Origin of the sequence: Chitinophaga fulva (assembly GCF_012927205.1) — a bacterium.
GTDB classification, from domain to species: domain Bacteria; phylum Bacteroidota; class Bacteroidia; order Chitinophagales; family Chitinophagaceae; genus Chitinophaga; species Chitinophaga fulva.
Window position 1 is genome coordinate 3883969 of sequence record NZ_JABBGC010000001.1, and the last position, 15512, is coordinate 3899480.

Consider the following 15512-nt stretch of genomic DNA (forward strand, 5'->3'; position numbering starts at 1 on the left):
CCTTACGGGGTGGATGGGAAACATTTGTCAACCAAAAACCAACCTAAGGTATGAAAATTAATGTTGTCTGCAACAGGCACCAAACTTTTGTATCAACCGCGGGGGATAGGCCCCCGGTGTCCGAAAATCACCGAATGACCAAAATCTGGAGAGCAATGAAATTGACCGTATTTTTATTAACGGTGGTAGCGCTACATATCTATGCCACCGGGAATTCCCAGACCGTTACCGTGGCATGTAAAAACATGCCGTTACAGCAGGTGTTCAGTGTAATCAAGCAACAAACAGGATTCGTATTTTTTTACAGGAACCAGGATTTGTCAGATGTCCGCCCCGTATCTGCGGACATACGCGAACAGCCATTGAAAACAGCGCTGGCAAGGATACTGCAGGATAAACCCCTCATATTTGACATCGAAGGCAATACGATTGTCATTTCCCGGAAACTACCTGCTGAAGCCAAACCGGAACAACCGGGTCTCCTTCCTCCGCAGGTAGTGCAGGGAAAGGTAGTGGACAAACATGGCAATCCGGTGCCCGGTGTAACCATCCGGGTGAAAGGGAGCAATGTGGCTGCCATTACCAACCAGGCAGGCTTTTTTGTGCTGAACAATGCCGACCCGAAAGCAGAACTGTTGATCTCCTGCGTGGGATTTGAATCCCGGACCATTTCGCTTGATGGAAGAACAAGGATGGAGATACAGCTCTCCGCGAAAGTAGATGACCTGAACCAGTACGTGGTAGTAGGTTACGGCAGTACCAGGAGGAAAGACCTGACCGGTTCTGTGGCTTCCGTGAATGTGGAAGAAGTAAAGAATGTTCCCTTTGCCAGCGTGGACCAGGCGCTGTCCGGCAAGGCGGCCGGCGTGCAGGTCACCCAGGCTGACGGTTCTCCCGGCGGCGTGGCCAAAATCCGTATCCGTGGCGGTACCTCCCTGCTGGGTGGCAACGATCCGCTTTATATCATCGATGGTGTACAGGTGACGATTCAGAACCGGTACATCCAGAACCAGGCGGAAGTGGTGAATCCTATAGAAAGGGCAGGCAGCGATAACCCCAATAGCTCGGTGAACGGTTCATTTACCCGTGGCCTCAACAGCCTGGCGGGCCTTAATATCACCGATATTGAATCCATCGATATTTTGAAAGATGCTTCTGCCACGGCTATCTATGGGTCCAAGGCAGCCAACGGTGTGATCATCATCACCACCAAAAAAGGTAAGCTGAATCAAAAGCCTGTGCTGGAGGCCAATTATTACGCCGGTGTAAGTCAGCCTATCAAAGAAAAGCTGTTGAATGCGCAGCAGTATGTGGATCTTTTACAAGAGGCCGCCCGTAATGCAAATGCTGTCAGGGCTGCCGCCGGTGAAGCTGCGGACCCTAAGGCCACCGCCATCATCAATGATCCCAGAAGCCTTGGGACCGCCAACACAGACTGGCTAAAGCTGGTGCTGCGGAATGCTGTTACCCATAATGCGGACATTTCTGTACGTGGAGGCGGCTCCGGTTCCCGCTACTATACCTCGCTCGCCTATACGAAACAGGACGGAGTATTGAAAGGCACCGATTTCTCCCGTATTGCTGGTAAGATAAGTCTCGATAACGAAATCACCAGCCGTCTTCGTGTCATTACCAACCTGGATTATGGATTCACCAAAAACAATATCACCAATGGTATTTATCCTGCTGCCATGTATGCACCACCCACCTTACCGGCGTATAACCCTGATGGATCGCCCTACCAGTTCCTGGGGGAGCAGATCGGTGGCTACAATTATCAGGGATTCCAAAACCCCATGGTATTGCTGGATGGCATCAACACAGGGAAAATGGCCTCGCTCATCGGTTCGCTTTCCGGTGAATATGATGTGTTGAAAGAGCTGAAATTCAGAAGTATCTTATCTGTTAACTATAATAACTTCCATCAGCAGAACTATGTGCCCAGTACAGCAGTCATCGCATCTGCCAATGGGGTGAGCAGCTCCAACGGTGGTACGGCTTCCCAGGGGCAGACGGAAGATGTGAACCTCTTCGTGGAAAACACCCTTACCTGGGAGAAGCAGTTCAATGAAAACCACCGGTTGAACCTCCTGGGCGGTACCTCCTGGCAGAAATTCCGTTTCAACTCCTTCTCCGCCAGTGGTCAGGGTTTTCCTGACGACAAATACCTGAACAACATTTCCTCTGCGGCTATAACCTTACCTGCTACCGGCAGCTCCGGGCAAAATTCATTGCTCAGTTTTTACATGCGTGCCAATTATGCGCTGAAAGAAAAATACCTGCTCACCTTCACCGGCCGCTCTGATGCCTCCTCCAAGTTTCCGGTCCACAACCGGGTAGGGTACTTTCCATCCGGTGGTGCCGCATGGCGTATTTCGGAGGAGCCTTTCATGAAAAAAGCTGCCTGGGTCAATGAACTGAAACTTCGTGTCAGCGCTGGTTATACCGGCACCCAAAATTTTGGGGACAACCTTTATTACACGTTGTATACGCCAGGCTCCTATGGAGGTGTAAACGCCCTGGTACCTTCACAGCTGGGTAATAGCCGGATCAAGTGGGAGTCTACCTTGCAGAAAGACCTGGGGCTGGATTTTGAGTTGTTTGGCTCCCGTTTGCGCGGGGTGATCGGGTATTACGAAAAAATCACCACCGGTCTGTTATTGTCCAAACAGCTGGCGCCCAGTTCATCCTATGGCAGTGTAATATCCAATGTCGCTACTATCAGCAATAAAGGGCTGGAAATAGATCTCCGCACGGATTTCATTAAACACAAATTTTTTCAATGGACAGGCGCCTTGAATGTTTCCGGTAACCGCTCCAGGGTGGAGGATATTAACAATGATTTTTCCGATCCGAATGATGCTGGGGCCACTTACCTGGATGCCAACGCCGTGGTGAGAAAAGGCGAGCCGCTGGGGCTTTTTTACGGGTATAAACAAACCGGCATTATCCGCGATCAGCAACAGCTGGAAGCGTATAAAAAAGTGTTTACCTATGCCCGGTACATGGCGCCTTACCTGGGTATCGGAGATGCGATGTATGAAATCGGCAGTAATGGATTCTATAAACGGGATGTTATCGGTCAGGCGCAGGCTAAGTTCTATGGCGGATTTACGAATACTTTCACCTTTAAGAACATCAGCCTGATCACCCTGCTTACTTTTTCCTACGGAGGTCAGATGTTGTACCTCGCAGATATACAGAACAAAAATTTTGAAAGTTTCGCTAACCGCGGTACCAGGATCCTGCAGCGGTGGACACCGGAAAATCCGGGAGCTGACAGGCCCCGGCTTATATTGGGTGAGTATGGCGCCAATACCAGCAGCGCTGAAGTATACGATGCTTCCTACCTGAGACTGAAATCCGTTACTATCACTTATCAGTTGCCCGCACGCACTGCCGGGAAAATGCATATCCGCGACGCTTCCGTATACGCATCTGCCACTAACCTGTTCACCATCACGAAATATCCCGGCCCCGATCCGGAAGTGAGCAACAATCCCTACAGCCTGATCAACGGCAGTACTGATGTAAGCACGTTCCCTACCGTAAAGCAGTTTAACCTGGGCCTGCGTTTCGGATTTTAAAACAATTAAACCAGCTAATCATGATGAAAAGGATCATATATACGTTTACGTTGCTCGGCACCGTGGTGATTACAAGTGTGTCCTGCAAAAAAGAACTGGGAAAATTACCGGAAAATGCCAAGGTGGATGGTAATACCATCATCGACCAGCGAACGGCTGAAATAGCCCTGAATGGCGCATATTACCGGTTTGCAGCGGTGAATGGAGAGAATATTACCAAATGGTTTGAGCACGAAGTACCTCCCGCCATGTTTGCCGGGTATATGGGATATGGTTATGGCGCTGATCAGGCGGAGACTGGTAATAACTACGCCAAATCCAGCTATGCCAATATTTACTGGACATCATCCTACCAGCTGATCAATGCTGCGAATGGTGTCATCAAAGGTGTCACCACGGTGGAGGATAAACGTTTCACCGGCAACCGTAAAAAAGAGGTGTTGGCCGAAGCCCGCTTCCTGCGGGCATATGCCCACTTTAAGCTGCTCAGTTTCTTCGGGCAGTGGTTTGATCTCAGCAGTCCGTATGGTGCATTGGTCCGTGAAGATTTTGCGGAAGTAGACGCGCTGCCGAAAGCCCGCAGCACGGTGAAAGACAGTTATGCTTTTATCCTCGCCGACGTGGACGATGCCATTGCTAACGCCCCTGCGGAAAACAAGGTCTGGTATGCTACCCGCTGGGCGGCCATGGCGCTGAAAATGCGGGTTCTGATGAGCCATGGGCAGCCGGAAGACTACAAGCAGGTAACTGACCTGGCAGATTCCATTATCCTGCGCAGCAAGTACACGCCGGAGCCGCAAACGAAAGATATCTTTTATGTAAAAGGCCTGAGCAGCCCTGAAGTAATATTAGGCATCAAACCGCAACAGAACCAGGAAAGTTACTACTACACCCTCAGCCGGCAATATTGGCCGGGCGCGTCTTCGCTGTATGTGGCTAAAACAGCGTTGAAAGATGTGTTGCAGAACGATCCCCGTGGCGCCTGGATGATCGGCACCGAGAACCGTTATGCCAAGGGTACCTATTACTTCCTGAAATATATTAAACAGGGAGATGAGCCTTCCATATTGTCTGAAACTTCCTACGCTTTCCGGCTCACAGAAGTGTACCTGTTAAAAGCGGAGGCCATTGTCCGCTCCGGTGGCAGTTTACAGGCTGCGCGCAATATCCTGAAAGAGGTGATGGGCCGAGCTGGTGTGACCGATTTCAGCGCGGTAGATAATGCAGCCTCTGTTAACGACCTGCAGAAACAACTGTACCTGGAAATCGTCAGAAACCTTGTGGCAGAAGACGGGCAGGAGTGGATGGCGTTGTTACGCCTGCCATCTTCGTTGATCCAGGAATTAAGGCCGACGGCCAATGATAAGGTTAAATATATTTTGCCGATACCACATAGCGAGTTTCTTTACAACCCTGCTATTGGTCCGCAGAACCCCGGCTATCAGGAATAATTCACTTTTAATATTTACCGATGCATACCCACACTAAAATTTTCCTGGCTGCCGTACTACTGGCAACTGGCTGTAAACAGGCCGCCACGCCGCATGCCACGCTTACCGCAGACCTGAAAGGACTGAAAGACACGGTTGTTTTCATCTCCATACCAGTAGCCGACTCCGCTAAAACCGATACTGTGCCGGTAAAGGATGGCCGGTTCACCTGGACAGGGGATATTACCGAACCACAGAAAATCTTTATCGGTACCTCCTCCCGTTATATCGATCTGTTCATGGAGAATGCCACCGTGAGCCTCAAAGGAAATATGGACTCACTGGACCAGGTGAAAATCACAGGTTCTGCCACACAGGAGGCTTATGAGGCTTACCGGAATTCAATCCTGGACATCACTGAGAGACAAGACTCCCTGTATCAGCAGTATGATGTGGTGAAGGATAACGATACCGCCAAAGCTGCACTGGAAGCCAAACTGGAGTCACTGCGCCTGCAACGGCAGGAGCGCTCCAAACAGTACATTGCCGCCCATCCCGAAAGCCCGGTGAGTGTAGACCTGATTGCAGATATGGCTGTTATAGGCGAATATGACCCGCTGGAAAAGCTGTACCGGCAACTGGCGCCTGCGGCACAACAAACTGCTGCCGGTTCCCGCCTGGCCAAACGGCTGGAAGTGCTGAAGAGGAGCGCTATCGGCCAACCGATGATCGACTTTACCCAGGCTGATGTAAACGGCAAGCCTGTACGCCTTTCCGACTTCAAAGGCAAATACGTGCTGCTCGATTTTTGGGCCAGCTGGTGCGGCCCCTGCAGAGCCGAAAATCCCAATGTATTAAAAGCTTACAACACTTTTAAAGATAAAAACTTCACTGTCGTAGGTGTATCGCTGGATGATAAAGCCGATAAATGGAAAAAGGCCATAGGGGAGGATAAAATGCCCTGGATGCAGGTGTCGGACCTGAAAGGGTTCCGCAACGAAGTGGCGCAACAATACGGCATACAGGCCATACCCTGCTCTTTTCTCATCGATCCGCAGGGTATCATTATTGCCAAAGATCTGAGAGGGGCCGTCCTGCATACGAAACTGGCAGCTACGCTTAAATAAATTGATGAATCATTTTTTGATAAAATAACAGCATATGAAAAATAATTGGGTACTTTTTTCACTCTTACTGCCCGCTTTACAGGCAGGAGCACAAAACAAACAGGCCTTTACCCTGAAGGGAGACGTTAAAGGACTGCCTGACCGCTACATCTACCTCAGCTATGCCGAAGGTGCCAACCAATACAAGACCGATAGCGTGATCACCCGTGGCGGCAAATTCACATTCACGGGTATGGTGGAACAGCCGGTGCAGGCCAGGTTGTATACAGACAAACAGAAAGCCATGTATGGTGAAGGTGATGCGGCCTCCTTTTTTATAGAGGCTGCGCCGATGCAATTGAAGTCCGCCACCGGCAAGCTGAAAGGCGCCAAACTCAGCGGATCAAAAGTACAGCTGGAGCAGGATGAGCTGGAGGTCATGAGAGCACCGGTGATGAAGCAGCTCGGCCCTTTGTCGGCCGCTTATAACAAGTTGAACACTGAGTACAGTGCTGGTATGCGGGCCAAGAAGACAGAGGCAGCACTGAAACCACTGAAAGACAAACTCGAAAAACTGAAAGACCAGATGGAGCCGCATTATGAGGCCATGGAGAAAGTTGACAAGGCGTTCATAGATAAATATCCTGACTCCTATGTCAGCGCCCAGCTGTTGCGTTTTCGTGTAAGTGGTATCCCGCTGGCGGAAGGCGAGGCCTGCTATGCACGCATGTCGCCGGAAATACAGCAGAGTATGGATGGTAGGGATATCAAAAAAACACTGGATGAACTGCGTGCCGGTTCACCGGGAAGCATCGCGCATGTTTTCACTAAAACGGATATTGATGGCAAAACACTGAACCTGGCTGATTTCAAGGGTAAATACGTGATGCTTGATTTCTGGGCCAGCTGGTGCGGCCCTTGCCGCAAAGGTAATCCGCATCTGAAAGAACTCTATGGCAAGTACAAAGACAAAGGCTTTGAGATCATCGGTATTTCAGACGATGATTCCAATGAGGATGCCTGGAAAAAGGCGGTGGCACAGGATGGTATCGGTATCTGGCGCCATGTGCGGCGTGGCCTCGACTGGGAAAAACGGAAGAAAAATCTGCCTAATCCTGAAGATGTCAGCGATGACTACGGTATCCATTCCCTGCCCACTAAAATCCTGATTGACCCGCAAGGCATGATCATCGGCCGCTATGGTGGTGGCGGAGAGGATGATGACGCGATGAATAAAAAGCTGAAAGAGATATTCGGTGCATAACTAAAAGCCCTGTAAATTCGTTTTACAGGGCTTTTTTAATGAGTATCTTTAGAGAATAAAATAAATGGTATGGACAAATCCGGCACACATGATGAGCGCATCGCCAGAATGACTTTTGCTGGCGTCTATCCGCTATATCTCACCAAAGTAGAGAAGAAGGGGAGGACCAAAGAAGAACTGCATCAGGTGATCACCTGGCTCACCGGCTTCGACGACAAGCAGCTGCAGGAGCTGATAAACGAGAAAGTGACTTTTGAGACGTTCTTTCAGCGTGCTTCACTCAATCCCCATGCGGGCCTCATTACCGGCGTCATTTGCGGCTATCGGGTAGAGGATATCGAAAATCCGCTGACGCAGCAGGTGCGTTACCTGGACAAGCTGGTGGATGAGTTGGCGAAGGGGAGGAAGATGGAAAAGATTTTGCGCGGATAATACATACATCATATCAGCCGTATATCACTGCTGTGAAGCGGATATACGGCTGATAATAAATTTAATACCCCGGATTCTGTGTTAATCCCGGTTCAATTTTCAAACTACCGGAGTGGAATGGCCAGAGGTAATTGCGTGATTGAAACGAGCGGTCTTCTATCTTCAGGGAAACGATGCTCCCGTTCACCAGCCGGGTATGGCCCAGCGCGGGTTTGGTCATTACCTGGTCGCCGATCTTCCATCTCAGGATGTCGTCATATCTTACGCCTTCCCCCGCCAGTTCTATTCTCCGTTCATTCCTGATCAGGTCGGTCCATTGCTGCTGCGTATAGGCGCCATATTTAGCCAGTGTAACATCCGCTTCCGTCATATCGAGGCCGGCCCTGGCCCTGAGTTGGTTGATACAGCTTTTCGTGAGGTTGTCGATTTTGTTCTGCATAATAGTAGCTTCTGCATAGGTCAACAGCACTTCTGCATATCGCAGAATCGGGAAATGCATGTTGCCATTGTCCCTGAAGGCATCTGTTTCGTCTACGAATTTTCTGAACCAGTAGCCGGAACGGCTGGCGCGTTCTTTTTCATAGAACATAGGGCTGTTCTGATCGTATATGTTGATCGGTTCGTTGACAAACATATCGCCCTGCCCCATGATGCTGGCGGCATAACGAGGGTCCCGGTTCAGTTTGGGGTCCAGTTCATAGTCCTGTTTGCTATGATAGGGGCACTCGTCTATTTTATTACCCTGCAATGTCCAGTAGGCATCTACCAGCGATTTTAAGGGTACGGCGTAAGACTGTCCTTTGCCGGTACGGAAATGTGGGCCCAGGTGCTCAAAAGAATTGGTGCCGCTGTTGCCATGGCTTGGCATGTCCATTTTGATGATAAACTCTTTGTTGGTCTTATCTCCCTTATAATTGAACAAATCTCTGTACACAGGGTACAGGGAATAATTACCACTGTCCATGATTTCTTTGGCCAACCGTGCTGCCAGCTCATAACGGCCGTTGTACAACGCATAGCGCATGATCAGGGCTTTGAGGGAGTACTTGTTAAACATATAGCCGTCGGAGTTATATTCCTTGTCCGGCAGGCTATTGGCGGTGGCTTCCGCCATCGGGAAAAGGGTGTTGAGTATTTCCTCTTTTGATTTGGCTGGTTGCGTCACCTTGGAGATATCTACCGGTTCGAGATAAAAAGGAACATTGCCCCAGCGGGAAACGATTCTGAAATAGTGCCAGCAGCGAAGTCCTTCCAATATGCCCTTGTATTTTGTGCGGATGGCTTCATCTTCCACATAAGGCGTATTGATACTTTTCAGATAAGTATTCAAACGACCTATGTGTTTCATGTGTATGGTGTAGTAATATTCAAAAGCGCGGGTGTTAGCATCGTAGCTGCCGTTGGCAATACGTTGATGGTTATCGCCTTCCACCCTGCTATAGGCATTGTCCGATTTACTGTCTTCCATGTAGAAAAGCAATCGTCTGTCGCCCTGGTTGGTAAATACGTCCAGGTAGGTGCTGTATACCACGCGCCGCAGGTCTTCTTCTGTATTAAAGAATTCATCAAATTTGGTGGCGGTGGGGTCCGGCTTGTCCAGGAACTTCTGGCATGACGGCATGATAGCAGAAAGTAAAACAAGTAGGATCAGTCTCTTTTTCATCGTATGCATATTTTGCAGTGGATTGAAATAAATTTTCTGTGGTGCAACGTCTATGATTAAAACAAGGTAGCCCTGACGCCCAGGCTGTAAACGGCCATACGGGGATAGTTGCCATTGCCGCCGTCCCGTTCGGGTTCCAGTCCTTCCCACCTGGTGAAGGTGATAGCATCCTGTGCGTTCACGTATACGCGTACGTTCCGGATGGTTTTACCCTGTAACGGGAACGTATACCCCAGTTGCAATACTTTCACCCGGAAAAATGCGGCGTTGCTCAACCATACATCGCTGAGGTAGGCATTGGTGCTGGAGCCGGTCCATACTCTGGGGAACCTGCTGTCAGGTGTTTGCGGCGTCCACCGGTTGTCGGCATAGTACTGTTGTGGCTTTCCTAGTGCATTGCTGCTGCCGTCCACCAATATGGGGTAGCCTTCCATGCCGCCCAGGCGTCCGGTCCTTTTTCCTACGCCCTGGCCCAACAGGTTAAAGTCCCAGTTCTTGTATTGTAAGGCCAGCGTAACAGAATAGTTCAGATGGGGAAAAGGGTCTCCGAGGTTGATCCTGTCGGCATCGTTGATGATACCGTCACCATTCTGATCTATGTATTTGATGTCGCCGGGAAGGGTATTGGGGAGTCTGGCGGGAGTATTGTCCACATCGCGCTGATCGCGGAAGAAGCCATTGGCTTTATAGCCATAGTAGTTATCAATCGCGATTCCCTTGTACCAGATTTTGTCGTTGTCATCTTTGAAGATCAGGGTGTCTCCATCGCGGTAACCGGCTTTCAGTACTTTGTTGCGATTGTCAAACAGCATGGCGCCGATGCTATAACCAAGATTACCGATTTTATCCTGCCACTGTACCGAAAGCTCGTATCCGTTATTTTCTACTTCTCCGATATTAAAGGCTGCTTCGAGGGAGCTGGAGCCGGTGATGGGCGGTACCGGGAACCTGGAATAGATAAGATCATAGGAGTTCTTTTTGTACACTTCTGCTGTCAGGCTAAGCCTGTTGTCCAATACCGTCAGTTCCAGCCCGATGTTTCCCTGTTTTTGTTTTTCCCAGGTGAAGTTCATGTTGGGCACACGCATGAGCCAGCCCCATTCGTTGACGTTCTCCTCCCACAGATAAGGATCTACGTTTTCGTTGCCGATGAGGCCATAGGAAGCCCGTAGTTTGATGTTGCTGATAATTCTGTTGTTCACCAGTCCCTTCATGAATTTTTCGTTGGTGACATTCCAGGCAACAGCTCCTGCGGGGAAAAAGCCCCACTGCTTGCCAGGAGCAAATTTGCTGCTGCCATCGCCGCGGGCGGTGAATTCAAGGATGTACCTGTTGTCAAAGGAGTAGTTCAGTTTACCGAAAAAGGAAGCCTTGGCAATTTCCTTGTAGTCGGTAAAATTGAAGGTCATCACCTCTGAACCTGCGGTGACATATATCTTATCAGCCTGATGACGCAGGCTGCCGGTGTAGTTCAACAGTCCACGGGCGGTCAGTTGGCTCTGGCTCACATCCTGGTCGGCGCCCACTTCATTTTTCCATATTTTCACGGGTTTACCGTTGCCATCGTAGAATTTAAAAGTTTCGCGCTGACGCTTATTCGCCGATTTGCTGATCTGGTAAGACACATTTCCTTCCAGGCTGAGGTGCCTGCTGATATTGTATCTTGGCCGGAGGTTCACGGAGCTGAAATCGTACAGGTTGTTCCGTGAGCCGCCCCGGTTGATGGAAGCTATCGGGTTCATGTCATTGTACAGTATATAATGCTCGGGGATATCACCGGTAGGGTAGTATATCTGCTGGGCGGGATTCATTTTCCAGAGATTTTCATACAAACCTGTTCCGTCGTCATTTTCTTTCAACCGGTTAATTTGCAGGCGATGTGCATAGAAGTCCGCCAGCAGCACGAACTTGTCGGCAATATTTACATTGGTGTTAAACCGGGCGGAGTATTTGCCGGACCCTTCGTAGGAGTTGAGGCCATTTTCTTTGAGGTATCCCATCATCAGGTTGAAGGAGCCGATACCACCGCCGCCGGACACGCTCATGGTCACGTTTTGTGAGTTGGCTTTGCGTGGCATGCCTTCTTTCAGCCAGTCTACCGAAGGTGTTTCACCGGATTCCATTTTGCGGATGTCCTGATCGGTGTAGAGGGGTGTTTGTCCCTGGATATTCCGGGCTTCATTGTTGAGCCGCATGTAATCCACGCCATTCACGAATTTTGGAAGATCGATCGGCTGTTGCAAGGCGGCCCATGTGTTCACATCCACTTTGAACCGTCCCATTTGTCCGCGTTCTGTTTCTATGATGATTACGCCGTTGGCGCCGCGTGAGCCATACATGGAGGCTGATGCCGCATCTTTCAGTACGGTGATGCTTTTCACCTGGTTGGGGTCTATATCATTGAGACTTTGTTCCATTCCATCTACGATCACGAGGGGACTGGCATTCTGCAACGTGCTGATGCCTCTGATGGTGATGCCGGGCACACTGCCGGGCAGGTTGGTGGTTTGTTGGACGGTCACGCCCGGAACGGTGCCGGTAAAGGCTTCCTGTAGTTTAGCGATAGGCCTGGTTTTGGTGAGTTTCACGTCCACCTGGGCAACGGAGGAGGCCACGTGCCGGCGCTCTACTTCGGAGAAACCCATCACCACTATTTCAGACAGGTTTTTGGTACCTGTTTTTAACCGGATTTCCATATTGGTCCTCGGTTGAGCGCTGACTTCCGTCGGCTGAAAGCCAACAGCGCTGATGATCAGGGTAGCGGCTTCTTTCGGGATTTTAATCTCGAACCTGCCGTCATTGCCGGAGGCCGTACCGATGTTGGTGCCTTTGATGAGGACACTGGCGCCGGGTATTGGTTCACCTTTTTCATTGGTGACCCTGCCGGTGGCCACCAATGAGGAATCTGCGGCAGCCGCGCTGCGGCTGTTGAGCAGGATGCGGCCATTGTTGATGGTGTAACGCACCGGCTGGTCCCGGAGTGCTATTTCCAGCACACGCTCCACGGAAGCGTTTTTTACGTCAATGGTGACGGGCCGGGTGGCAGACATCAGGCTTTCGCTATAGGCCACCGACATGCCGGTCTGACTGGCCATTTCCTTCAGCACCTTTTTCAGCGGTGCATTTTTTTCCGATAGCGTGATCTGCTGCGATAAGGCTACGGCACTGCATTGCAGGCAGACCGCAAGCAGGAGAAAAGCGGTAAATCTCATAACGTAGAACATTTTGGTTGAACAGAGCGGTTTTAAACCACAACCCGTTTGGTTGCAGTCGTGTTAGGTTTTTTCATTGTGATTTATCGATACTTTACAAGGTTACATGGGCTGGCATTTTACCGGGTTAATATTACTTTGATGGTCCTGCCTTCCAGCTTCAGTTTTACGCTGTCGTTTTCCAACATGGGTAATAACTGCTGTAGTGGCAGATTTCGGTTGATGTAACCGCCGAGGCGGTTGTCTGTTGGTATGGACTGATAATCGGCTTCCACATCATACCATCTCGACAGCTGCCTGAGTATGCTGCCTAAGCTGGCATTTTCAAAGTTGAAGAAGCCTGTTCTCCAGGCGGTTGTTTCCCAGAGGTCCGCTGGTTGTACAGAGAGAGACCCGGTGCCGTTGTTTACTACGGCGGCTTGTCCGGGGCGCAGGTAGCCTTCATTGTCGCCTGATTTAACTTTCACTGCTCCCTGTATCAGCGTGGTGCGGGTTACCGGTTCGTCGGCATAGGCCATAATGTCGAAGCTGGTCCCTAATACCTGTACTTCCGTATTGTTCACTTTTACGATAAAGGGTTGTCCCGGAATAGGCTTGATTTCAAAATAGGCCTGGCCTTTTATTTCCACAGTACGGTTGTCAGCCGGGAAGGCCGTAGGATAGCGGAGGCTGGACGCGGCGTTTAGCCATACCCGGCTTCCGTCGGGCAGTACTACGTTGAACTGTCCGCCACGCGGCACTGCCAGCAGGTTGTAATTTACAATGGATGAAGGGCCGGCGGTAATGGGGTATAACAATTGCCCGTTATGTTGCTGTACGGTAATATCTCCTTGCCGGAACACCTGGTTGCCGGTGCTGTCCAGCGTCACCACGGAGCCGTCTGACAGGGTGAGCTGCGCTTTGTTGCTGCCCGGAGAGCCTACCTGTATCGTATGCTGCTGCGCCAGCTGAGGGGCAACCGGTCTGCGGGAAATATAAAAGACAGCGGCTGTTGACAGCAGTATGGCCACGGCTGCGGCAGCGCTCCACTTTCCGTAACGGAAGCGGCGCATAGGTACCACCTTGTTCCGGCTGATATCTTGCAGCAGTCTTGTTTCAATACGGTTGCTGATGGCTTCGGGCACATCATGGTCTTCGGTCATAACGCGCTCAAATTCCTGTTGCATCGCCGTTAGCAGGGAACGCTTTGATCCGGAGGTGTCCAGGTATGCGAACAGCTCATCCAGCTCTTCCCGGCTGCATTGACCATCCAGGTATCGCTGTAACAGTTGTTCGTGATAATTTTCGGGTTGCGGCATATTGGTTTTCCCCATTGAAAACAAAGGGGTACTATATACTATCCGAAAATGTAAGTGGAGGGTACCCCTGTGAAGAATTTTTTTTTAATAAAAAGTGGAGACCACCCAGATGGCCATAAAGATGTCACCATGACGGTATACATAATCTTCGATGAAACGCATGCCCAGTACCATGTGTTTTTTTACCGCATTGCGTGAAATGCCCAGTAAGGCGGCCGCTTCGTCGTAACTTTTTCCTTCCTGGCGGCAGAGGCGGAATACTTTCAGCCGTTGAACGGTCAGTTTTGACAGTGCTTCCTCGAAAAGGCGCTCATATTCCTTTGTCCGTACTATTTCGTCGGAATTGCCCGGGTCAATGCCGGCCAGTTGCTGGTATAACTGTTCCCGCATCTGTCCGTCGGTGGCCAGTTTGGTGATCGTTTTAAAGACATGGTTGCGGGCAATGCGGTAAAGGTACCCGCTGAAAGAAAGTTGAGGGTTAATACGGTCCCTGATCTCCCAGATTTTGAGAAATACGTCATGCACAAGGTCTTCTGCCAGGGAAGGGACCTTGCAGAAACGCAGCAGATAGATGTATAAAGAAGGATGGTAATGCCGGTAGATACTCGAAAAAGCCGATTCATCTCCCTGAATCATCCGCAACAGCACTTCTTCTTCCATGGACATACGCTCCATACCTTTTTGAAAATATTTTTATACCGCGGTTTATCAATCGGTAGCAAGTAACAAAAATTATCTTGTATAAGATGTCTGTAAAGATAGAAAACAGGTAAGGGAAATAAAAGCCGGCGGTGGTCAGTGGGGGAAAATGAAAAGTCCTGCATCACGGCCCGTATGTTTATCAGGGTTCGGATGCAGGACAGTAAGTTGTATATGGATGTTATCGGGACTATTTGTCACTTTTACGGGCAACAGCAGCGCCTATGGCGGATGCGATCACTCCACAGATCACGCTAAAGAACAATCCTCCCACTATGACGAAAATCATGAAAAACTTTTTAGTAAAGCCAATGGCCTGTTCAATCTGTTCTTCAGACATGTTTTTCTTTTCCAGTTCCAACCGGGATACTTCCAGTGCCTTGTCGCGTATGTCCGGAAATATCATCAGCATGATGGCGGAGAAGGCAATTGTAATGACGGAGATGATCAGCGAAGCTTTGAAGCCATTTCCGAAAACATTTCCGAACGTTACATGCCCATCATTGATTTTGGAGAAGTTGATACTGGCAAGGATAATACCGACACCCATTACCAGAACGCCCACCCACTGGGCCCATTTTTCCTGGTTAAGGTTGAGGATGTAGAAGAGAACAGACAGTACCACCATGATTGCGCTGGTGATCAGACCGTACTGTACATAATTTTTGTTCATGAGGTGATTGTTTTATAAGGATGATAGAATGTGCTCTGTATGAAGATTAACCACGCTGCGCTCTTTTGCTTGTCTCTAATATACGTTGAAAGTAGTATTGATCAAATTGTTTTTTTGTTAGATGGTTAATTATATGATAATCAGTTAT

10 protein-coding genes are annotated in these 15512 nt (G+C 49.7%); 5 read left to right on the plus strand and 5 right to left on the minus strand.

Annotated elements, in window-relative coordinates:
* Window positions 1-155 precede the first annotated feature (155 nt).
* The 5 genes from HHL17_RS15815 (at window position 156) to HHL17_RS15835 (ending at window position 7819) form a co-directional block, all read left to right on the plus strand.
* Complete coding sequence (locus HHL17_RS15815; RefSeq protein WP_169225652.1) at window positions 156-3587, plus strand: TonB-dependent receptor; 3432 nt, start codon at window positions 156-158, stop codon at window positions 3585-3587.
* 20 nt (window positions 3588-3607) lie between these two features.
* Complete coding sequence (locus HHL17_RS15820) at window positions 3608-5038, plus strand: RagB/SusD family nutrient uptake outer membrane protein (RefSeq protein ID WP_169225653.1); 1431 nt, start codon at window positions 3608-3610, stop codon at window positions 5036-5038.
* 20 nt (window positions 5039-5058) lie between these two features.
* Window positions 5059-6144, plus strand: a complete 1086-nt coding sequence (locus tag HHL17_RS15825) for a TlpA disulfide reductase family protein (protein WP_240975370.1) — start codon at window positions 5059-5061, stop codon at window positions 6142-6144.
* 34 nt (window positions 6145-6178) lie between these two features.
* Window positions 6179-7387, plus strand: a complete 1209-nt coding sequence (locus HHL17_RS15830; protein WP_169225654.1) for a TlpA disulfide reductase family protein — start codon at window positions 6179-6181, stop codon at window positions 7385-7387.
* A 108-nt stretch (window positions 7388-7495) separates the two neighbouring features.
* Complete coding sequence (locus HHL17_RS15835; protein ID WP_240975378.1) at window positions 7496-7819, plus strand: DUF2200 domain-containing protein; 324 nt, start codon at window positions 7496-7498, stop codon at window positions 7817-7819.
* Window positions 7820-7880: 61 nt separating this feature from the next.
* Here the strand turns inward: HHL17_RS15835 and HHL17_RS15840 are convergent, their stop codons facing one another.
* The 5 genes from HHL17_RS15840 to HHL17_RS15860 all read right to left on the minus strand — a co-directional run bounded on the left by HHL17_RS15840 (window position 7881) and on the right by HHL17_RS15860 (window position 15364).
* Window positions 7881-9482 (minus strand): RagB/SusD family nutrient uptake outer membrane protein, encoded by a 1602-nt coding sequence (locus HHL17_RS15840; protein WP_169225656.1) that lies wholly within the window; start codon window positions 9480-9482, stop codon window positions 7881-7883.
* A gap of 56 nt (window positions 9483-9538) precedes the next feature.
* Window positions 9539-12694: a SusC/RagA family TonB-linked outer membrane protein gene (locus HHL17_RS15845; protein ID WP_206155997.1), complete on the minus strand. Its 3156-nt coding sequence runs from the start codon at window positions 12692-12694 to the stop codon at window positions 9539-9541.
* Between the two features lie 119 nt (window positions 12695-12813).
* The gene (locus HHL17_RS15850; RefSeq protein WP_169225658.1) at window positions 12814-13992 is read right to left on the minus strand and encodes a FecR family protein; all 1179 of its coding nucleotides are present in this window, start codon (window positions 13990-13992) and stop codon (window positions 12814-12816) included.
* Window positions 13993-14076: 84 nt separating this feature from the next.
* A complete protein-coding gene (locus tag HHL17_RS15855; RefSeq protein WP_169225659.1) occupies window positions 14077-14667 on the minus strand; it encodes an RNA polymerase sigma factor in 591 nt (196 codons plus the stop codon).
* 214 nt (window positions 14668-14881) lie between these two features.
* Window positions 14882-15364: a DUF4199 domain-containing protein gene (locus tag HHL17_RS15860; protein WP_169225660.1), complete on the minus strand. Its 483-nt coding sequence runs from the start codon at window positions 15362-15364 to the stop codon at window positions 14882-14884.
* Between the last annotated feature and the right edge of the window lie 148 nt (window positions 15365-15512).